Origin of the sequence: Paenibacillus sp. Soil750, assembly GCF_001428045.1 — a bacterium.
Classification (GTDB): Bacteria; Bacillota; Bacilli; order Paenibacillales; family NBRC-103111; genus Paenibacillus_E; species Paenibacillus_E allorhizoplanae.
This window is the reverse complement of the sequence record NZ_LMSD01000006.1, coordinates 162164-184727: the sequence shown is the minus strand read 5'-3', so window position 1 is coordinate 184727 and position 22564 is coordinate 162164. Positions and strand designations below refer to the sequence as shown.

Genomic DNA, 22564 nt, shown 5'->3' with positions numbered 1-22564 from the left:
TTTCTTCCTCCGCTCCATTCTCATAGTCTGATTAAAACACAAATGACCCGTAAGAGGGCACTTTTTTCAAAGTGTCCATCTTACGGGTCACAGTTCAGTCGTATAGATTGGCGTAAGATTTATTGTCTATCCATTCAATTTTGAGGGATAGGCCCTGGTCGCTTGGCTCAGGCTGAAGCACGGCGGCACCCGCGCCATCAGACAACATAAACCGAAGAAAATCCGTATCAAATGGAATCGGACGATCCATAAATTTAGCCTGCGCTTCAAAGCGAGTATGTTTAAAAACACGACTTGGAAACTCGCTGGCACAAGAAACAGCGGCTTTCTTCTCCCCCGACTGTACCTGTAGGAAAGCATTTTTGATTGCTTGCATACCACTGCCGCAGACGCCATGATGTGACGCAATTTCCATGACAGGCAGGCTAGTTTCGGCATGAACCATACTGGCAAAACCAGGCACCAATAGGTCGCCCTGAGTCGTGCCAACAGCTAGAAAGTCTACTTGGTTAAATAAATCGTCGTGATTCCGCTCGAGCGCATCACGAATCGCGTTGGTTGCCATTTCGGCATTTGAATACAGACTTTTTTGATCTTTATCTATGGCATAATAACGATATTTAATTTTATTTTGCTCTAGAATACGCCGCATAGATTTCGAGCCTTTTCCACCTATTTTTCCGAGGTATTCCTCTATTTCCTCGTTAGCGATTGGTGCACCAGGCAGAAACTTCCCGATACTAGTTATATAAACAGATTTCATGAAAACACTCCCTAGAGGAAAATTATTGTAATATCATCCATTTTCGTCTATAACAGGTCAATTTCATAGTACTAAGTTCGTCTAGTACCATAGCTCCAACCCATCAACAAAAACAAATAGACCGTCCCAAACAATTGATCTTGTTCAGGACGATCCTATTGATTTACTCCGTGTCGCTACCTGCCGAAGCCGCTTCTCTCATGGCCGACAATGCTTCGTCCAAGGAATCGCCGCTTGCGCCACTACCTTGCGCTACGCCTGCCATCTCGGCACTGTATGCCCACCAGCGCACACGTACATTGCCTTGCTCACCGGATTGCTGCACTTTCACGCCGATACGGAACGTACCCTTCTGCGGGTACGCGATCGTGCCGATCTTCACTTCAGGTGCATCCGGCTCGAATTCGCTGCCTTTAAATACTTCCGAAGCCCCGCCATATACGCGGTCCCCGCTAGAAAGAATATCCGAGAACGCATCGCCGCTTCGTTCTTCTAAGCTTGTGATGATCAACACATTCCCCTCGCCAAGTCCGTGTACAATCTCACCTGAATAGAAGCTCTTCATCGCACGCCCGAATGGTGAAACAGCAATCTTCGTAAAAGGTTCAATCGGGATGTCGACATATCCGCTTACAATACCAGCAATCCCGCTGCCGCCGCCAGCTGGAATTCCCAAATCAAAAGACAACTCGCTGATCAGAGGATTGTATTTCACATTCAACTCTGGCATTTGCCCTGGAGCCAAGGTTTTCACTTTGGACTTTGTTACGAATTGACCGGACGTTTCTTCCCGATATTGACTGGCTTGACCGAGTCGGTACATCACGGACGTATTGTAGACGTATTCACCGAACGGTACTTGCTCAACACTCTCTATGACATAAGTCGGTCCGACTTGGATCAAACATATCTTGGCCAAATAAATGCACGGCTCCGATGGTGCTTCCAAGGATGCTTCCAAGGATTGCTTCACGAAATCCGACATCAACCGCTCTTTCACCGCTTCAGTCACGATGCTAATCTCGCCAATGGATTGTGCTTGCAGCTCCAGCTGTCTATCATCCAGCTTCAAAGCCCCTGTTCCTGCTTTCACACCGACTGTCGCTTTCACAGCAGCTGTACTATCGGCACGAAGCAGCACCTTCATTTCATATTCGCTCTCTTGCGCATCTTGCGGCTCTTGGAACACAATAGTCGTCCCATTGATCGCCTCTACGCGATGAGCATCAAGCTCATATTGAAAGGACAATCTGCCAGCTTTCAGTGTTTTCTCAAAACGCAGCGTCATCTCGAACAATTGCCCCGGATTCACATAGCGCGGTGTCGTTTGCAGGACGCGTACCTGCTTATCCTGATATAGGACAATCGTCTGATCTGACAACGTAGCCAGCGGCAAGGAAGCTGGGTCTGGTGCATCCTCACGGATAAACAGGCGATAGCTTTCCAACACACGATTATAATCATTAATTTCGTCCGAACGGACGGAAGAGTTCGCTACGGCGTGAACGGGTTCTTTTTCCTTTTCATCATAGGCAATACAGAGGTAAACGTTCTTAGCATACTGATTGTTCGAAAAACCATCCATCATGGACAGCTTCATCGTCATCGGAGATGGCACAACAATCTCTCGTCCTAAGGCATCGATTGCAGCTCCCATTTCGACCGATACAGACTTTTCATCCACAGCTACGACTTGCAGGCCGGTTAGAACACCAGAACCATGTAGAAGCCGGTTCATCATTCTGCGTTTATCATTAAAATACTTTTGCTCGGACTCGAAATCTCTGACCGTCAGCAGCTTTCCATAGAAATACCGATTGCGTTCAAACGGGTAATAACGTGATTTTTTCATAACGATCCCCTCACCTTCTCTGACTCAATTTCATTTATTATTCGATTTCGGAATCTAGTCCCAAGCGCGTATGTATATCCATCCGTTTATCACGATCCACATCAATCAGCACCGTATTGTAAGGCATCGACGAGCGCTGATCGAGGGTTAATAAAGTAGGTTCAGACAAGTACGTATTAATACCTAGATAGGTATGCATATCCGCATACATCCAAGGCTGCAGCACAATCAATTTGCCCTCGGTATAAGCAGGCTTCTGATCTTCAATAATGTGCTCAATCACTAAGCGCTGTTCATCTGTACGCACACTTTCTGGCCTCAGCAGTACACAGAAGGTGTATGGATTATCACCATATAACTGGGTGAAAAGCTGCCGCAGCTCTGACGTTTCTTGCATTTGCTTAAATTGAAAATATTCCAATATGAATGGCTCAGCGCCCGTGTAAATGTGGAGCATATTCATCAAGCCCTCGCGCGTACCCCGCAGCTTGTATAGTTCAGGTGCCCGCTTGATCAGCTCTCTCAGCTTATTCTCACCCCAAGCCTCATGCTCAGTAATGGCAAGCCAACCGCCCAACCATTCCAAGTACGGCCCAGACACCGCATCTGGATCAAAATGGCCCGAAATCCGATCGATCGTATCCTCCATATCGTCAAAAAACGTGCTGAACATCGCAAGAAATCGCTCCAAGAAAGGGCTATGTTCCTCATCCTGCTGATACATTGGCGGCAAATACGCGATCAGTGAGGTGCGTGGGTAGTACACCCTCAACTTACGAATAAACGGAGATTTCTGCTCACTGCCAACCAGCTCCATTTTGAACCAGAGATATCGCCCCTTCGCATTCATAAGCAGCGCATCCTTCGGATTCAGAATCGGCTCTGACCATAGGTCGCGCGTCGCTCTTAGCTTTTCTTTGACCGAGATATCCGGATCCGTGAAATAGCTAGTGAGATTTACGTAATCCCCATCGACCATTCCTTCACTTTCATCCGAGGCATAATACGAAAATCGAACCTGCGTCTCCTCTGGGATATCTGCTTCCAGCCGTATTTTGTGCCACGTCGTCTCGGTCTCCGTCGTATCGAGATCCGCAGAGAAGTACACGGCCTCCGGCAATTGCGTATCCTCCAGCAGCATCGTTCGAGCTCGAAGGTCCAGCAAGCTAATCTGACCGCTCATTCGATCAAACACATACAGGCGATTGCGCCCATCCCGTACTAATTTATCCGTTCGTCCCCGAAAGCCTGTCACCTTATCCAAGGGAGTGCCATTGCCGCGATATCTTAAAATAAACCGCTCCGTCACACCCTCTTGCTGCGCGTAACCGCTATCCCCTATATAGAGATTATGATTCGTATCAATGGAAATGCCGGCAAATCGCCCCTCCTGCTCCAATTGGAAATGGAACGGCTCTCGCCCATCTTCATGGAACACCGTCACCGACCGAAGCTGGTTATCCAGCAGGGCAATCGTGCCATCTGCCGCCGCAGTAAAATAGCGATCCTGCAGCTTCGAAATCGGAATCGCTTCTGGCATACAATGTGCGTCATGCTCATACACACGCATCACCTCACCAGCCGAGTTCCACTGTATAATGCCAATCCGACCGTCCTTTGGGACTTCGGGACTTCCATTCATACCAACCGCAATATCCAAAGGAACCGCCATAAATAGCGTATTCGCGGTTTGAAGCTTTGTATTCAAGGAAAGCGGATATAAACTCAAACCTTCCCAGTCTTGAACCGCCCACATGGTCTGACCATTGGAGATGGAGTAGACAGCAAGTCTTCTCTCTGTGCCCTCATCGCTATCAGCGATCACAAGCAGATCCGACATTGATGCGAGCATCGCTTGTGAGCTGAATAATTCGTGACCATGGCGAAACAGTAACTCCCTGTGTCGACTTTCATCATCGTAAATCCACACATTCGCTGACTCATCCAGCAAAATTAGCTTCCGCCCAGGCCCTACCGTCATGTCGCGAATAGGAGGAATCCCTTCAAGCTCATCCGTGCGAACGATGCGATGAATGCTGTACTTCTCCGACTGCTGAATCGAAAAGCCCTGCTCCAGCATATGAACATTCGCATCAAAACCTTCTTCCCAATCCATTTTCTTGTTTAGCGAAAAAAACGTTTGTCCATCCTGCATCGTTCGTCACCTCTTTTCTATAACTGAACCCACAACCTGCTCTGGCGTATTCTCCGTCGCCCCAAACAAATTAAATGGATTTTATGTAGCTAATTTTGCTGATTCTCCCCATCTGGGAGCAATAGATGGATTTCCTACAGTTAATTTCCGCCTAAATCCACCAAACAGCCAATCTTGCTCAAATTAACTGTACATTTTCCATCTAATTGCTAAATCTCATGTAATTCGGCAAAAATAGATGTATATTTTACATCTATTTGAAAGCTAGCTACTCAACTGAGCACTACTTCTACTTCTACTTCTACTTCTACTTCTACTTCTACTTCTACTTCTACTTCTACTTCTACTTCTACTTCTACTTCTACTTAACATCCAACCATAAACACCATTTCCACTGGCCTCTACAAATCCGTCTGACTGATCGTTTCAATCTCATGATTGCCGGAGTAGACTAACGCATAAGGCGGGATATGAATATCCCCAGCGCCATCCTTGTGGAAGCCTGTGCCTTCGGCATCAAGCCAAATGTCCTGCACATATACGACACCTTTGATGCGGGAAATGACGCCGTAAATATCTCCCTTATACACGGTTCGCCCAAAACGCCAGCCCTCCGCTCCCTGCCCATGATCCATCGGCTGGAGCAGATTACGAAGCTCGAGCGCGATGCGCCGTTGCTCGTTCTTATACTTCGGCTCCATCACCACGACGGCGTGGACGGTGATCTTAATATACTCCGCTGGAATAACATGCAGCTCCGTTGTCAGAAGCCGATGCCGATCCAGATGCATCTTGATCGTTTGCAAGAAGCCCTTGCCAGCCTTCGGCTTGTCACTCTCGCTGTAAGGCACAACCACCACGGTCATCTGCGCCGGCGCCGATACCCTTGGGTAATCCCGCATCCCCGGCTTATACAGTGGGATCGCCTTCACCCGCGCGACGCGGAGGCCCGGCGCCGCCTTCGCGAGCGCCTCGTAGTCCTCGGCGGTCACCGCGCGCGTTGGCGCAGCCAGCTCGCGCTGCACGCGCAGCTTCGCTTGCGCGAGCGTCTCCGCCTCCAGGCCGCCACGCGCCGGGAACGGATTCGTTACGTTCACGCCAGGTGAGGCCGTGAACCCCGTCACGAGGCCGTCCTTCACGTTGCCTCGCACACCGCCCCCTGCCTGCAAGACCAGGAACCGAATGTTCGGTTCCCCGGACTTGCGCGGCACTAACCCCGCTTCGTTATTCCCGAAGCGGATCATGCCTGCAGCGGCGTCGTAGACGTAGTGGCGGTCCGTCGACTTCGAGTTATCGAAGTCATCCACGGCCGTCCAGTCGTCCCAGACGAAGCTGTCTTCGCCCCGCGGACGGTAGCCAACCTGCAGCAGCATGCTGCTGGGCTTATACACGCGTCCGCGGCTAATCTCAAAGGTCTGCCCAGGCAGACCTTTGCTGCCTCCCACATACCGGCTGTAGTCAAACTCAGCCGTGTAAGCAACAAGCCGTACCCGCTGCGCACCCTGCGGCGGGATACTGCCATGCACCCCGTCGCCGAAGCGAAGACGGGTCATCCTACGGGCCGAATCCTGCTGCAGCTCGCAGCAGAGATCATTAGGCCCGCAAGTACTTAAGTTGGCGACTGTGTGCCAGTCGCGCCAACGGCCCTGCTCATCCAGCACCTGAACGGTGTGCAGGCCGTTATAAGCGAGATATGAGCTTAGTTCGAAGCTTTGCTCTGGCTCGCCAGAGCTGCTAAAAGCCGTCACCTCGCTAAAGGTTTCCTGCTCCACTGCCTTAACCGCATTGAGCGTGATCTTCTCAATTTTGGGAGCCAGCTCGTAGCCGTCCTCCTCCAGTGTACAACAGAGCCAATAGCGGCCACGATCATCGGCTGGATACAAGGACATCGGCTTCATTTCCGAAGTAATGAAAAACTTAAACTCCCCACTTTGCGATAGATGAACCGTGGTATCGCTCTTGGGCTCAATCGGCAGCCAACTCTCTGACTGTCCATCTCCGCCTGCACCTGCGAAGGACCAAGCTACTCTGGCTGATGAAATCATTGGTGCCAACTTTTCTGCATGATGACTTACGGTCACAGGGTAACGGTCAAACAAATTAAAATAGATCGAAATCTCCGTGTCCATTGGTAAGGCCTGATCAAAACCGAGATACAGATGAGCTCCCTTACGGGCATCCGCACCAAAAGCATAGAAAGCAATTTTGGCCTGATTGTTCGACGTATAATCGGCAGCAGCCGTTTCCGTACGTACAAGCACCTTCTCCAAAGCAGCTGGAACTAACTGTACCGTACTCTGCGTCTCAAAACGCAGATCCATCGCGGACAGCGGCGTTCCTTTAGGGAGCACAAGCTGCTGCGTAGCGCCAGTAAACGTCACATCGCAAACCGCGGACACGGCATCGCGAGGACGAATCCCCAACAGTTTTAGAAACTTACGTTCACTGCGCTCCGTCACCCGATTTAAGTAATACTGCTGCATCTCAGTCATCCATGACATTAACTCTAGCAGCGTAATCCCAGGATCATGCTCATTCTCATCTGTCCATTCTGGAAATAGCTTCGGAATCGACTTCCGCGCCTCCATCACCATTTGTTCGAACATCCGGTCATCTAAATTGGGAATTGGCAGCACTTGTGCTCACCTCCTTAAAGTTTTCATATAAAAAACTTGCTTCACAAATATTACAGTACTTTTACAACCACCTTGTGCTTTCCGCTCACAATCATGCTATGTGGCAATGAAGGCAGACGATTCACATCCAGCTCTACTCGCTCACCGTCTTCAATTTTGAATACGGTCATATACAGCTTTTCAACATGGCTGATTGTCCGAATCGATTTCAACAGCGCGTAAAAGACGGAAGGATGAATCTGCGCACCAATGGCCCAACCTTTATTATCAAAATTGCCCGTTAGCGGGTCAAGAAAACGATTTAATTTCTCAATCGCCTGAATTTCTGTGAGAACGACCGTATCCATTCCCTCAACAGCGACTACAGCAGAAACGGATATTTCCATATACACTGGCTCAATGACCTGCAAGCGTTCCGGGAAAGCAACCAGACTTGAGGCACGCCCCAGAATGAATCGTTCCACTTGTTTTTTCAGCTCAGGAAACGTTGAACTGCCTTGTTGGCCTTCTTTTGGCAAAATAACAAGCGTCATTGCTCCGATTTCTTTTTTCATATACGCATTCCGATTCGGAATACACGTCACCTTCGCGATGTTCGGATAGGCTTCTCTAGCCAACCACTCGTAGTCTTTGGACGAAACAGCTCGGTTACGATGCTTCAACATCTCTGGCCCCCGCACTAGCGCAGACTCCAGCTTCTCAGCCTGACAACCGCCCGATGCGGGTTCAGGGTTATATACCTCACCCACAAAAGCAATCGAATCCTGCATCTGATTGATCTGACGAGCAGGGACATTGCCGATTTGACCCATTGTAACTTGGTAGGTGACCTTCAATTGCTCTAGTCCGCCCTTCGGCGGGTGCATCCCATGAACACCATCCCCTACACGAATGCGTCCAAAGGTGTGGTCAATCACATAATGCCGATCTCGGCTGCTCGATAACGTCAAATCGCGAACAGCTGTCCAACGGACCCATACTTGCAGAATATTCCCCTCTGAATCGCGGCGAATGTCCATGAGCGGTGCTCCAGATAACTCGTACTCAGAGATATCCTCTTCCGTCACGAACTCGGTCTCATCAACCCATACTTCCTCCGACACGATTCCTTGTCTGCTCAGCTGATATTCCATTTCTTCCAGCCCTTTAACCTCAGGTACTTCACCTGTAATCGTCTCCTGCTGGAGGACATGAACCGTATTCATATACACGCCCTGAATCGTCGGAATATGTACACGCCCCGTCACATCATCATAGATATCATCCCGATTCGTAGCCCGAATCCAGTAACCCTCTTGACCGAATAGAGAGACGCCTGCAAAATCAGATGGACCCACGAACTGCACGGTTCCGCTTTGCGTCAAGCCTTTCGTTTCATCGATAACCTTGAGTGCCACCCACTCCGGTGGAGTTCCTGGGAGCAAGCCTGCTCGTAAATACTCCCACTCCAGCATAGGAACATCATGCTCCGAGAAGCGCTGTTGTTTAATCGAGACGAATATCGAAATTGGACCTCTCACAGGCGGTGTATCAAAAGAGAAACATAGCGCTGGATGGCTGCCTTCCAAAGGCTGGAAAGGTTCAAATCCGCCTGCCAATTGACGGCTATGCTTAGTTCGTTCCTCGAAAACCGTGTTATTGAAGGACAAACAACGATCCGCTTGATAAAGACGATCCTCGTATTGATACGTCAGCGCTACGTCATCTATCCACGGTGATAAATATAAAGCCTGCGCGATATACGCATTTTCGATATGTAAGATACGTGCTCGGATCCAGCGGTTCTCATTCCCGTTCACATAAGTAGCCTGAAGATCAGGCGGACAGCGGAACTCAATCTCCTTGCGAACCTTTTGCTGAACGGGGTAGTAGAAGAGCTTCTCCGCATCCTTGCCCACATCTAGCCGCACCCACGTCGTACCATTCCAATATTCCCAAGCCACTTGAAGAACCGTCACATGCACAACAGGTGCTTTATCGAACTTGTTCTTCTTCATGACCATTTTCCAGTCAACTTGATCCACGTTTTCCGCTCCAAAACGATTCTCAATCGCCTGCAGACCGAAACTCAGCTTAATATCACCGTTGGTTTTCGTGAACACTTCCTGACTCCCAATATAAAAGGAGCCATACAGGGCGAATTGATCACCGAATGGATAGAACCCCGAAGGATCCGCATCAATGTCATTGTAAAACATCTGATCAGGTTGAATACCACCCGTTTCGAGTGTATCTACATAGTCTGTTTTGAAAGATATATGATCCATAGAAAGCCTGCTGTCAGCGAGCGTCGTACGACCAGTTTCGAGCGGCTTTAATCGGCATTGAATCCAGCGACCGCTTTGGCCATTCACTTCTTTAAGAGCAAGCTCTTCACGAACACTTTTGAGCAAAATAACCCGATTACCCGTCGCCTCTACGGCATCAAATGCTTTCCAACCATCCGCTGTTGCATACAGCCATTCCGTAAGCTCTGGATCTGCCAGTTGGCTGGACATACCGAACTCCTCAAAGCGTTTCGCCCCGTTCCGGAATTCGATCTCAATTCGTGCCGGGTTGGTTACCGTGAAAAGGGAACTGTGCTCCAAATACAAGGCATGCTCCTGTAAATTGTCGCCATCCTGAAGACGAAACAGCTTCTTCGGGAACGCATAGCCTTGACGACTCGCAAGTAAGAAGTCATCCGTGATCCGGACAATGATATCCTGTTTACGACTTGTCACATAAATGCTTGTGAGCACGGCTGGCGTCAACAAGGCGCTGCGTGCCGTTTCATATAGAATCGTATCGGCCTCTAAGGCAGCAGCAATTTGCGTACCCGCCGAAATAAACACAGATTCTTTCGTCCCTTCGTTTAATGCAAATGTCAGGTAACTACTGGCCGGTCTTGCTGGAAGCAGCGTGACATCGAACATATTCAGAAACGAGATCAGATTCTTCGTGGGTACCCGATTCAATCGTTTAATATTATCGTGAAACATATCCGCAAACATGAGGAATAAAGCCGAACCCGGATCCGGGTTCTCTGGCGTAAATCGCCACTCTGGCGTATAATACGGCGCCATTTCCTTCATTTGGGCGATCAGATCAGGTATGTCTCTGGCATCAATTTTGGGAGGTTGCACAGTTCCACCTCCTCTCTGCACGTATCGTCATCGGTTCCGCATCCTCTTTCTATTTCGAACCTTCAAATAAATAAAACGGATAGACTTGGTTAAACAAGTTGTTCGTAGTACGCACCTGATAGGCAATATGAATCATGACTTTGGCCGGGTCATCCGCTTCTGGAATGGCTTTCACTTCAACCTCATAAACCCTCGGCTCCCAGTTGCGAATGGCCTCTTCAATATTACTTTGCAGCAAATGAAGCGTAGTATCGTCGGTTAAACCGAAAATAAATTCCTGAACGCCGCATCCAAAAGAAGGACGCATAACACGTTCACCTTGCGTGGTGCCCAAAATGACGCGAATCGCTTCAGCGATGTCTTCCTCATACTCGGACATTCGGATTCTTCCTGTTGCAGGGTCTACCTGAATAGGGAATTTCCATCCTCGTCCCAAAAATGCTTCCGACATCTCGCCACGCCCTCTCGCTAATTGATTTTGACGCTAGTTAATTTTCACCATACTACCTTTGATGTTAATGATCCCATCTGACTTCAGATCCAGCGTTGCCCCTGCCTTCAGCGCCATGGTAGCAGATGCTTCTATGTTAATTTGCGTAGATTTAATTTTGATTTCCTTCGTGCTTTCAATGCCGACCTCGCCTTTGGCGTTCAAGGTAATCTTCGAGGTTTGGCTGACGACCGAAATTTCATTTGCCGACCCGCCTTTGATCAAAATCTTATTGTTCCCACTGGAGTCCGCAATCGAAATGCTCTGATCTTTGTCCTTGAGTTCAATAATCTGGCCTTTTTTGGTCTTCAACGTGATACTTTCGTCACCACTCTTATCATTGAAAGACAGTTCATGACCTGATTTTGTTTTGATCATGCGCAAATCATTCTTCTCTGCGGGTGTTGGCGGCATATTTTTCGGATTCCACAGCATACCAATCACGAACGGCATCCGCAGCTCGCCTAAATGAAAGGCAACCAATACCTCATCCCCAACTTCCGGTATAAAAAGACTGCCCATTTCCTTACCGCCCATTAACGTCGCGATACGAACCCAGTCTGTCTCCGTTTCGGTTTCTTGCATCGGCAGCTTGAGCTTCACACGCCCCATTTTATCAGGATCGGTGTTATTCGTAACCACGGCCACCATGACGCCGCCAATCTTCTGACTGGCAAAATCGGATATACCACCAATTGTTATATCGGGAGTTTTGAACATTAGACTGCATTCCCTCCCAGTTGGAACCGAGTTGTATAACCTTCATCGTCGAAAATGTGCGTTGCTCCTGTAATATAATACGGTTGGTCGAACGTCTTGCCAACGCCACTGAGCTTGATATAGCGCCCAGCGCGAATCTCTGGAATCCCAATACATTCCCCACTGCCGCTAACCAGCTTCATGGCTCGGCGATTTAATATCGCATCTGCGTAGCTTTTTGCTTCCTCTACAGAGGTTACATTCGTATACATATGCTCGATGAAATCACCTTTTGAGCCTAAAATATCCTTGCCAGTCTTGCTATTAGAACCGAGCTTCGTCACGCTGGCTGACTTGCCTTCGATGACTTTTAACTCTTTATTATCCCAAGCTCGTACGGTTACACCCGTAATTTGCTCAGCCAAATTGTGATCTATCATTAAGCTGCGGAGCGTCTTGCCCATTTCCAACGTCATTACGGCTGTCATCGCCGTTAATGGCTTACGGAAATACAAATTTTTCCCCACAACGAAGAAATCATAGTTAACTAAATTCGCTAAATTTTGAATGAAGTGATAGTCATTGATCTGACTCTGTGAAAGTGCCGGAAATACCGTTGTCGTGGCATCCACATTGGTTTTGAAGCCATATGTTTTGGCGATTTCTTCAACGACTTCACTATATTTCTTCTTATTCCAAGAGCGAGACTTCGTCCCTTTCATCATGAGATAAGAAATATCCATCCCACGCACAACGAGACCAGGGGCGCCGTCTTCTGGAAAATCCACAACGACAGATGTGATTTGTCCCGTAAAAACAGGCGTAAATTTGTCTACATAACCTAAACCGATATCAATGGCTTTACCTAATGTGAAGGTAGATAGCCATTGAAATTCATTCTTCGTAATATCGTACGCATTTGCTACTCGAAAAGAAAAAGAGTCAGCCGTGCCATCAATCGTTGTCTCCACACGTAGATTATCCAGTGCGATATCATCCGACAATTTCGTGCCATCCACTTTAATATCGTAATAAGGGGCGTAAAAATCACCATATTTTTTGGCCAGGTCGTCAAAGGTAAAAGAACTCGTTTCCAAATCTAAGGCCATCGGCTTAATCCAACCGCGGAACTGAAATGCGGCGTCCCGTGGCTACTTTCATTGGATTATCGATCCCATTCGCCTTAGCGATTTCTCGCCACAACGTAGGATCCTCGTACTCATTGGCAGCTATCGTCCATAGTTGATCACCTTGATTAAGCATCTTCAATTTCGTTCGATCTGCCGAATGACGCGGAATTTGCTTGAGTTGATCTTTCTTGCTCAGTGTGGATTTAAACGTCACTTTCAGCTTAGCGCGAACAGGAACCCCTGTATCCAGGAACATTGTAAAATGCTGATTTACACCGACGACGACTCCCTTGAAATCCAGTGAACCCCATACGAATCTGCATAGCGGCGGTGCATGGATCTCCTTCTCCACATCGAGGAGACCTGAAATCTTCGTCGTCAACTGACGAACGTCCGTCCCTTTCTCGTAGGTGTCGAAAAAGAAATCCATGGTGAGTGTCGTCGTACCCCCGCTCACGAACTGAGCAATTGGCATGGACAGACCCGGCACTGTTTTCCAGTCGTAGTTATTGCTCGTGTCAATCGTATACTCACCTGGGTTAAACATGACTTGTACATTTTCTGTTTTACTGCCTTTGTGTACAATAATCATTGCTTTCTTAAGCGCCATAGGAATCCGTCCTTTCTGCCATAGTCATGTAAAAACTTATATACCTCGGCGTTGCCGTTCGAATTTCATTTTTTTCTCGATTTCGCGGTATACTTTGTCCGCAATTTTGGAGATATCCAGCTGTGGAAGCTGTTTAATCAGCTCTTTCAGCTGATCTTCACTTAGCTCTGGCGGTGTCTGATCGACCGGCGCAGTTGGTGTTGGTTCTGAGTCTGCGCTCGTTTTGGTTCGCAGCCAGTCCATGTCGAGCGGAGCGTTCGCCAGTTGACTCGTAGGTGCTTGTTTATGCTCCAGCATGCTGAGCGGTGAAGCAAGGTGATCTTGACTTGCTGATTGCATCGGTATGTTTACCATTGGCGTGCCCTGGTTGCTCCCGCCGATGGACGGCTGCTGCGAGCGGGACTGCATCGGCACGCTCATCGCTGGCGTGCCTTGAATGTCGGCGCTGCCTTGCATGCCGCCGACGGGTCTGGCAAGCCGCTGCACCTGCGTGGGCAGCGGCTTGGTTAATGCAGCAGCAGCCCAGCCTTGGCTGCTGCTGTTCGTGATGCTGGCGCCGCTTCGCGCGCCAGCTGTTGCTGCGGCGGCTCCGCCAGAGGCAGCCGCCTGTATGAGACTGCCCGTCCCGCGGGCGGGCAGTCGGTGTTTCGCTGCGGCAGGCGAAGCCGCAGCCATTCCCGCAGGAGCAGCGCGAAGCGCTCCTGCGCTGCTCGCCAGCAGCGGCATGACACGCGGTGTCATGCTCGTGCTCTGGCGAGCTCTTGGCGCGCGTGCAGCGCGCGCGACCGAGACCGTCTCTGCGGCCCGCGAAGCGGCCGCAGGCTCTAGCCCTTGTGCGCGCTCTTCCACCTGCGCGCTCACCATAGCCCTGATGGTTTGCTCCGCCGAATCCACTTGCAAGCGTTCCGCTTCCAAGCGACTCTCCGAACCATGTGCTTCCCGCATAGGCGCGCGCTCACTGCCATCGACGACTACGCGTCTCTGAAGATGTTCGGCTTGCGCCCCAGCCCAGTTCACTGCTCCACGTTTTGGTGATGCTTCACCATCAGCACCCTGCAGTATTCCTTGCCTGATATCCTGGGCAGATGCTTTATTGATTAATTGCCTAATTCTCGTCTCACTCGCATGTTGAATTAGATTGCCAGTACCCATACCTGCTTTACCTTGTATCCGGTTCGAACTTTCCAACATATTCTGACTAGGCATCTGACGGTTTGTAAGATCAACAGATCGATTAGTCGGAGATGAACCTATCGTTCTTCCAGATTCGCTTTGCACGGAATGTGTTGGCGCTGAAACAACTGTTCTGTCCACCCGTCCTGCAGTCTCACGTTGTCTTGCATGCTGCCTAATTTCGTTCTCAGATGATCTTGGCACACTACGTACTAATTCACCCGATGCACTACGTGATTGCACGTTATCTGCTTGATTAGCTCTTCTTACCTGAATACCATTCATACTCGCTAGTGAACGCTGAACGAGCTTCCCTACTACTGTGTTGCTTATACTTCTAGCTTGCAGAAGATGGTCAGTTCCATTGATCGGTTTCAATTGCCTGCTATTTTCAACAAAAGACAGCCGTTGTACAAGCTTCCCACGCACAACTTCTCTTGCCAGATGGTTGGGTTGTATGTCCACCTCTTCATCCATTCGGCTCAATTGGATCTGTGTAGCAGTATCAGAATTGTGTTGTTCGATATGTGCATCTATCATTCTGCTAGTTGAATTTTGTTTCTCATTGATCGAGGAAGCCCGTGCTCCTACTTCCTCTGTTGCAGGGTCACTTATTGGTTCAACGCTTTCAACACTATTGGACTGTCTCTCGTCCTTCCGATCGATATCAGCTAACCTCTGCACGTTTCCGTGCTCCGCAATGCTAGTCATTTCCAATGACTGCGCATTATCTGATCCGCTTGCTCGTCTTGTTACCGTACCATTCTCGACTCGCCCGGCCCGAAGTGTAAGCTGACCACTCACCCATGGACCAGTTGAGCGTGAAATCGTAGCATCACCCTCGCTGCTTGCTGAAGATGATTGGTTGCGAGAGCTAAGGGTTGGTTTTCGAGATATAAATTGTCCTAAGTCGATTTTACGCTGAATACTAGCCTGCTGCTCTTTCACCTGATTAACACGAGAAGGGCTTCCAGCTCGCCTAACTATATCAAGAGGAGTAAGACTAGCTGGCTGAACGATCCCAACAACCGTTGTTTCATTCGTTGGTTTGCCAGTAGCCTGTTCACTTACACTTGATTTGATTTCAGTTGCTCTCACAGCGCTGTGAGGCCTATTCTCCCTCGACGTTACTGTTGAAAACAAACTGCCACCGTCTTGCACCAAACTAGTTGGTTGGCGTAAGCTGCGTTGAAGCAACTGCGGGCCGTTCATGGCAGCTTTGCTTGAATTCACGAAGTTCATGCTGCTTTGTGCTACCTTTGCTGCTATTTCTGCGGCTAAGGTTTGTCTGATTGTCATTCCTTGTGGACCCGTTCCTCCATGGCCCTCTCGTAAACCAGACTGTTGTAGATCTGCCATCCTGTTGTTGCTTTCTCCGGCTTGGCGTAGAGTAGTGCGCAATAGACGAACAACTTCTCTATTTTCTGTGCTTCTCTGTTGTATTGGTGTAGAAAGCAACGATCCTATAGATCGAACACTGTCTTCTGCGATTTTAGCTGCAATCTCAGTAGTTAACTTCCCAGTGGGATACTTCTCACTCACCACTATCCTATTGCTTTGAATCTGGTCTTCTTGCTTTATTTGTTGTTGACTTGTCTGAACTTCTTGCTGTCCTAGTGTAGTAGCAGAACGAAGGGATTCATCCCCTTTCCAGCTGGACTCCATAGGAATTGCTCTTTGTGGTTTACCTTCTGATAAGTCCGACTTTCGTTGGATAGGTAGGCTTTGATTGTTTACGCTTTGATTCACCTGCTGACGGTGCAGCCGATTACTTCCACGCAGTTCCTCTCCGTTGGAAGTTCGACTAGTTTTCCTAGAAGCTATGGAGGATTCTCTTAAGCGCTGATCTCTAAGCTTACTTGTTGATCTAGCCAACAGATCTGTACCTAAATCAGGCTTTATTGCGTTTATTGATAATTGGGTAGAAGTCCTGTTCGTTAAGACTTGCATACCATCATTGTTTACACTATTTGTACTCCTAATGAAAGAATGACTATTAGAAGAGGGTTGTCTTTGTAAGGTAACGAGCTGCTGCAACCAGCTCTCGTTGCTTTGAATTTTCTGAGTATTTGGACGTCTATTTTCCAAGCGCGTAGGCTTCCTGTACACCTGGCTCGGATAAGCAGTCACAACCTCAACGTGTTTGGATGCTACTCTTTCCTGCTCTGGCATTCCCACAGTCTCAGAATCGGATGTCGTCGTATCCATGAATGGCACATCCGTAGAAGTAGGCGAGCTATCTGAGGATCCAACGATTGTTTCTTTCGTTGTTTCTTTACTAGTCTGTTGGAGACTGCTATTTTTGCGTGGTCGTCCTCTTTTTCGCTTAACAGGCTGCTCAATCGGTTGCAAAACCACAGATTCTGCAATGTCCACATCCTGCTTTTGTTGCGCTTGCTTAGCTTGGTGAACTGGCTCATCTTGAGCTACCTGCTGTTGTTGAACGCGTGGCTCTTCTTGCCCTAGACTCACTTGAGGTTCACGTTGTAAGTCAGTTACATGGTTGTTTTGCGTTACTTGTAGTTCAGGCAATACTTGCGGATTCTCTCTAACTTGTCGCTCATGCACCAGATTAGTAGACTGCTCGTTCTCTTGTGAAATCTGCAACTGAGCTTGCGTAAACTGTTGATGAGCTTCCTGCTGCACTTGTGGTTCTACTCTTTGTCTCCGTTGTAACGCTTCTTCTCGCTCTTGTAACTCTTCTTGTTGTGTCCGTTGTTGCGCTCTTTGCTGCTCTTGTAATTCTTCTCGTTGTGCCCGTTGTTGCACTTCTTGCTGCTCTTGTAGCTCTTCTCGTTGTACTCGCAGTTGCACTTCTTGCTGCTCTTGTAGCTCTTCTCGTTGTACTCGTAGTTGAGCTTCCTGCTGCTCTTGTTGAATACGTAGTTGTTCGATCACAGGTGACTGACTTGATGCCGCTTCCTGTAGCCTTATTTCATCACGTTCTTGTTGTAATCTCTGGACTACTTCTGTTAATGGTCCTTGCTCTTGCAACACTTGTGAAGATGGCTGTAGCTTAGTGGCTTCCTGTTGATCACCTGTCTTACGCCAAATCTTCGTCGTGCTCGTATCCATTCCCCTATTTCTAGAACGACTAGGACTAGATGAACCTGCAGAAGCATGCATAGATCTAGGTAAACGTGATGTTAAGCTTGCAGCATTAATCGCCATTGGTTGTAGACTGGAAGAAAGAAACCCTTTCGCAATGAAAGATTCGCTTTTTCTTGTGCGTGTAGAGCCTTCCGCCTGATCTTGTTCAGCGGGTTGTAGTTTGCTCGCTTGAACATCCTGCCCTTCAGCATGTTTGCTTAGTAAACTACGAATAAAGCGAACTGTACTTGGCGATGACTCTTCCGAAAAAGGACCTTCTCCCAGCTTTAACGACTTTCCATTTCCGATGGTTTGGGAATCTGTAGAGCTCGATCTTGGCACCTCAGATTCACTCATGTTGTGCGAACCTTGCTGTGTCAACCCGCGGTGACTCATTGGCGTTTGCGTTACCTCTTGCAAGATCAGCTTAGCTACATTGAGAAAAGAAGGATTCGACTTCAGCATAATTTGCCCAGATAAACGGGCACCAGAAGCTTCGTCGTCATTTCGTCCCAAACTCAACTTCCCAGAGTGGAACTGCTCAAGCCAAATGGAAGTACTTCGAATGGCTTCCACATGCTGAGCGACGTTAGAATGATTCGCCCTAACTGTTTTTCCATCCTGCTCACTCGAACGGACTAGCTCACTGTCCTTGTTGTCACGCAAAGCTTGTTTATATAATAAATTCACTGTTTTCTGGCTAATATTTGTTCTGTGACCTGTATGTTGGACGCCATTCACCATAGGGCTCGGTTGATTCATCTTGCTGCTTGTAGAATGAGCTAACATACCTATCGAAGCAACGAGCTGCCTCATCGAACGCTGCATAATCGGTGAGTTTCGTTTATTAACGACGTTAATTGTTTCTTGTTTAGACTGTGCACGATTACGCTTAGCGGCATTTGCAATTTCTTGCTCAGCTAGGATTTGGCCTGCTAATTCCTTCTCCTTCTTGCTTTTACGTCCTCTCTTCTTCTTGACAGGCACATCAACGGCTGCCTGCGTTGGTTCAAAGGGCACACTTTTCTCTTCGTTATGACTTCCATCTATAAGGACTTGCTTCGGTAACCGATATCCACTTTGTGTCAATAGCTTCTGAATTTGCTGAATCGTTTGCTGCTTCGTAATGAAAGGTGCTGATTCTGGATGTTTCAAGCTTTGCAGTTGTAGCTGTAATTGCAGAATCCAAGCCCGATCACTCGGGTTCTTGATAGATGCTAATTCTTTATCTGTCAGTAATCCCTTGCCCTTAAAAATCAGGGCAAACATGCCTAAATAATTATTCCGATCGAATCCATATTTCCCCATAATACCAGTGGCAAATTGCTTCGCCTGACGAGAAGTCTGACCGACAGTTGTCGTGCGTTTACCTTCAGCAAAACGTAATGAACCCTTCTTCTTGTTGCCACGGGGTTTATGCGATTGTCGAGAGTTCATGAACAATCCCCCTAAAAGTTTTGCGTAGCAATAACGTTATGCCATCATCTTATTTCTTAAAAATCGTCTTCAACCCCGCATGTACCAGCTCGATCGACTCGATCGCCACATTGGCACTGCCTGCATTGAGATCGGGTCCGTTCCATTTCACAGGAAATGCGCTTGTGAATTCCCAACGGCACATTTCTTTACCCTCGACGTTGTACAAAAGAATAGAACCATTCTTGCGACTAATTTTGCCTTGTGCAGCATTATTGTACCAATCCCATAACTCGCTGGCGTTACTGATACCTCTTTTGAGCACAATGTTCGGGTACTTCGTATGTTGAACCATATAGTGTGGATGGGTGTTCAAGCCACCTTCCCAATACGGTTTTACTTCGATCTCTGATTTCATGCCTGTCACCTCGGAGAAACCTCCGACGATTAGTCCATCAAGCTCAACGAGAAAACGAAAGTTGCCGCCTACATTATGCAATTTGGATGAATTCTTTGCCATTGCTTGTTACTCACCTCTTACCGAAACACATCAAACGGATTGTCTGGCTGTTTTTTACCTTCTTCATTCAAATTACGGTTGATGCGCGAAATTTCCTCGCACCACGTACGGCGTTCACGGTGCTCCATGGACATAATTTCATCATGTGACCAATGAAAATAATAAGCAATGAAGCCTACTTCTTCATATATTTTGTCAATGGGGTAGCCCGTTACGCCATCTCGTCCAAAAAAGACACGTCCACATCGAACTCATGCTCACATTTTGGACAGCTTGTATGAATCCTTGGAGCATCCATCTCGTTAATCTGACGATAAAAGTTTTGTAAGAATGCTAAATCTGCTGTGAAGAACTTCTCCACGACACGTGTGTCAATCGCACGCAAATCCCCTAGATTTGTAATGACACGTGTAAGCAAAATGATCGTTAAATAGCCTGGGTTTTGCTGAACACGTTGGTCACGCATCGGTAAAATTTCATCCGCAGCTGTCGCTAAGCGCATAACACCTTTTTTGTGAAGCGTGCCATTGTCATCTACATACCCTCTAGGAAGTTCAAATTCATATTCTGTTTTGAAAGCCATGGTGTCATTACCTCCTTCGTGGTGAAAACAATTAATTCTTCTATTTTAACAAAAAGAAGAGTCAGGAACCGGAGGTATTCGCTCCGGCACCTACTCTAGCTAAACATTACTTCGTACGTGTCATACCTTCATGTGCAAGTTCTAAGCTCTCGATGGCAACTTCGTTCCCAGTCCCTTTGAAGCTTGGTGCTGAGTACTTGGATGGCCATGCTTCGATAACCTGCCAAGTAGCTACATCTCCGCCCTCTTCGTTGATCGCGATAATCGTGACCGTTTTGCGGGAAATTTTGCCTTGAATGGACTCTGACATCCAGTTGTACATATCCATGGAGTCCGTAACTCCCCATTTCAATGAGATGTTACCGTATTTAGCAAGACCCGGAAGCTTCCGAGGCGTGATGGTTTCGTTTCCTTCTCTGTATTCAATCACCGATAAGGAAGCATCAAATCCAGAAATTTCGCTGAATCCAGCTTGTTGAATACCTTCTACTTCAATTCTAAATCTAAAATTGCGGTATGGATCCCTACGTTCGCCAGCCATAATATACCCCTTTCCTAATATGCGTAATATCTAACGTTAGACTATTCTTCTCTTGTTTTCTGAGTAATACGGAAGATCACGAACTCGGCAGGTTTCACCGGAGCAACCCCGATTACGCAGATCAATCGACCATTATCGATGTCATCCTGTGTCATTGTGCTGCGACCAATATTAATGTAGAACGCTTCAGAAGGACTTCCGCCCATCAAAGCACCATCTCTCCACACTCGCGTCAAGAACGCATCAATCGTCCGCTGTACACGTGCCCAAAGCTGTTCGTCATTCGGTTCGAAGACAACCCAGTTCGTGCCGTTCTTGATGGACTCTTCGATAAAGATGAACAAACGTCTTACGTTCACATATTTCCATAAACCGTTCGACGATGTTGTACGAGCACCCCATACACGAATACCTTGTCCAGCAAAATGACGGATCAAGTTAACGCCTTGTGGGTTCAGAATATCTTGCTCGCCTTTGTTATATTGGCAATCGAGGCCAACTGCACCGCGAACAACTTCATTCGCTGGCGCTTTTTGAACACCACGGGATTGGTCGGAACGGGAGTAGATACCGATGACGGAACCAGATGGCGGTATGTAAATGTTGCGTTTATCTAATGGATCGAATACTTGCAACCATGGGTTGTACATCGCTGCATAAGAGCTGTCAAAAATGTTGCGGTGTGTCATAACATCCGCTACCTTTGTTTTCTCGCGTGGAATATCGAGAACTGCAAAGCGGCTGCCCAAGTTTTCACAGTGCGCTACAAGGGATAATTGAACTGTCGGCTCAGTTACACCTGGAATCGCAATGATGGATACGACATCGTTATCGATGAAGGACTGAATCCCTGTACGTTTGCCAGGCCCACGATCAACACCCATGTAAATATCAGGTGTTACATTCGCGATGGAACCGTTGCTGCCGCCAGACAAAGCGATTTGGAATTTGCCAGCTGTTTCGTTCTCACCGGAAAGCACCTCGAAAGGAGCGATTGCGCCAAGATCTTGACCTTCTGTCAAATCCTTCACCGTAATAATATTTGAACGGGAAACGATTTTCTCAATGTGATTCGCTGCTGTGATGTTCAGGGATACCTTCTCATACGTCTCAGCTTCGTCACCATAGAATACGTGAAGTGTAAATTCACTTGTTGTCAGAACTTTAGCAGGTAGCAATCCGCTATCTACAACATCGCCATCAAGTGCTTCAGACAACGAGATAATGTTATCTTGGGAAGCGACAACTTTGCTGTATTGCTTCACGCCTGCTGCTTCAAAAGCAACTACGTCGCCAACGTTAAATCCAGCGTTGTTTTTCACGCGATATTGTGATTCGCTTAGCACTTCATAGATTTGCGTCTTAGCTTTGCTAGCTGGCACAACCACGATACGAACTTGGTTCCCCCATGTTCCAGGGTTCTTGGAAGCAATCTCAAGAATTGCTGATTCTTTATTCGAAGCCGCTTTGTTCGTTGCTACTTTCGCGTCAGTTGGCGCTACACGCATTACGAAACAGCGATTACCTCCGTTTAAGTAGAAATGCTCTACAGCATAAGAAAGGAAACGATATTCGCCGAATTCATTCTCGGACAAGTAGCTCCCGAATAAACGGTGGAAATCAGCTACGCTCGTAACCAGTTGAGGGACACCTTCAATTTCCCCTCTTTGCGCAAGCCCTATAAACCCGGCCGTACTTGTGCTTGCACCCTCAAGCGGTTGTGCTCCGCTGTCAAACTCTTCCACATAGACTCCAGGTGATAAATAGTCAGCCATTGTTCC

The 22564-nt window shown here is 47.9% G+C and carries 15 protein-coding genes; all 15 read right to left on the bottom strand.

The window, feature by feature from the left end:
• Positions 1-94 precede the first annotated feature (94 nt).
• The gene (locus ASL11_RS08145) at positions 95-763 is read right to left on the bottom strand and encodes a beta-ketoacyl synthase N-terminal-like domain-containing protein (protein WP_056612270.1); all 669 of its coding nucleotides are present in this window, start codon (positions 761-763) and stop codon (positions 95-97) included.
• A gap of 163 nt (positions 764-926) precedes the next feature.
• The gene (locus tag ASL11_RS08140) at positions 927-2615 is read right to left on the bottom strand and encodes a hypothetical protein (RefSeq protein ID WP_056612266.1); all 1689 of its coding nucleotides are present in this window, start codon (positions 2613-2615) and stop codon (positions 927-929) included.
• A 37-nt stretch (positions 2616-2652) separates the two neighbouring features.
• A complete protein-coding gene (locus tag ASL11_RS08135) occupies positions 2653-4770 on the bottom strand; it encodes a phage tail protein (protein WP_056612263.1) in 2118 nt (705 codons plus the stop codon).
• A 401-nt stretch (positions 4771-5171) separates the two neighbouring features.
• Positions 5172-7406 carry a putative baseplate assembly protein gene (locus ASL11_RS08130; RefSeq protein ID WP_056612260.1) on the bottom strand — a complete coding sequence of 745 codons (2235 nt, stop codon included), beginning with the start codon at positions 7404-7406 and terminating at the stop codon, positions 5172-5174.
• 50 nt (positions 7407-7456) lie between these two features.
• Positions 7457-10531 (bottom strand): baseplate J/gp47 family protein, encoded by a 3075-nt coding sequence (locus tag ASL11_RS08125; protein ID WP_056612258.1) that lies wholly within the window; start codon positions 10529-10531, stop codon positions 7457-7459.
• Positions 10532-10580: 49 nt separating this feature from the next.
• The gene (locus ASL11_RS08120; protein WP_056612253.1) at positions 10581-10982 is read right to left on the bottom strand and encodes a GPW/gp25 family protein; all 402 of its coding nucleotides are present in this window, start codon (positions 10980-10982) and stop codon (positions 10581-10583) included.
• Between the two features lie 33 nt (positions 10983-11015).
• Positions 11016-11741, bottom strand: coding sequence for a phage baseplate assembly protein V (locus ASL11_RS08115; protein WP_056612250.1), 726 nt, complete (start codon positions 11739-11741; stop codon positions 11016-11018).
• Positions 11741-12829: a phage late control D family protein gene (locus ASL11_RS08110; RefSeq protein ID WP_056612246.1), complete on the bottom strand. Its 1089-nt coding sequence runs from the start codon at positions 12827-12829 to the stop codon at positions 11741-11743. The genes ASL11_RS08115 and ASL11_RS08110 overlap by 1 nt, the downstream gene beginning before the upstream one ends.
• 4 nt (positions 12830-12833) lie before the next feature.
• Positions 12834-13460 carry a CIS tube protein gene (locus tag ASL11_RS08105; protein ID WP_056612243.1) on the bottom strand — a complete coding sequence of 209 codons (627 nt, stop codon included), beginning with the start codon at positions 13458-13460 and terminating at the stop codon, positions 12834-12836.
• A 36-nt stretch (positions 13461-13496) separates the two neighbouring features.
• Positions 13497-19160, bottom strand: coding sequence for a hypothetical protein (locus ASL11_RS08100; protein ID WP_056612240.1), 5664 nt, complete (start codon positions 19158-19160; stop codon positions 13497-13499).
• A gap of 49 nt (positions 19161-19209) precedes the next feature.
• Positions 19210-19659 (bottom strand): phage tail protein, encoded by a 450-nt coding sequence (locus ASL11_RS08095; protein WP_056612237.1) that lies wholly within the window; start codon positions 19657-19659, stop codon positions 19210-19212.
• 17 nt (positions 19660-19676) lie between these two features.
• Positions 19677-19850 carry a DUF6760 family protein gene (locus ASL11_RS37990; RefSeq protein WP_312886413.1) on the bottom strand — a complete coding sequence of 58 codons (174 nt, stop codon included), beginning with the start codon at positions 19848-19850 and terminating at the stop codon, positions 19677-19679.
• 20 nt (positions 19851-19870) lie between these two features.
• Complete coding sequence (locus ASL11_RS08090; RefSeq protein ID WP_056612233.1) at positions 19871-20242, bottom strand: hypothetical protein; 372 nt, start codon at positions 20240-20242, stop codon at positions 19871-19873.
• 106 nt (positions 20243-20348) lie between these two features.
• Positions 20349-20783: a phage tail protein gene (locus ASL11_RS08085; RefSeq protein ID WP_056612231.1), complete on the bottom strand. Its 435-nt coding sequence runs from the start codon at positions 20781-20783 to the stop codon at positions 20349-20351.
• 41 nt (positions 20784-20824) lie between these two features.
• Positions 20825-22558 (bottom strand): phage tail sheath family protein, encoded by a 1734-nt coding sequence (locus ASL11_RS08080; protein ID WP_056612226.1) that lies wholly within the window; start codon positions 22556-22558, stop codon positions 20825-20827.
• Between the last annotated feature and the right edge of the window lie 6 nt (positions 22559-22564).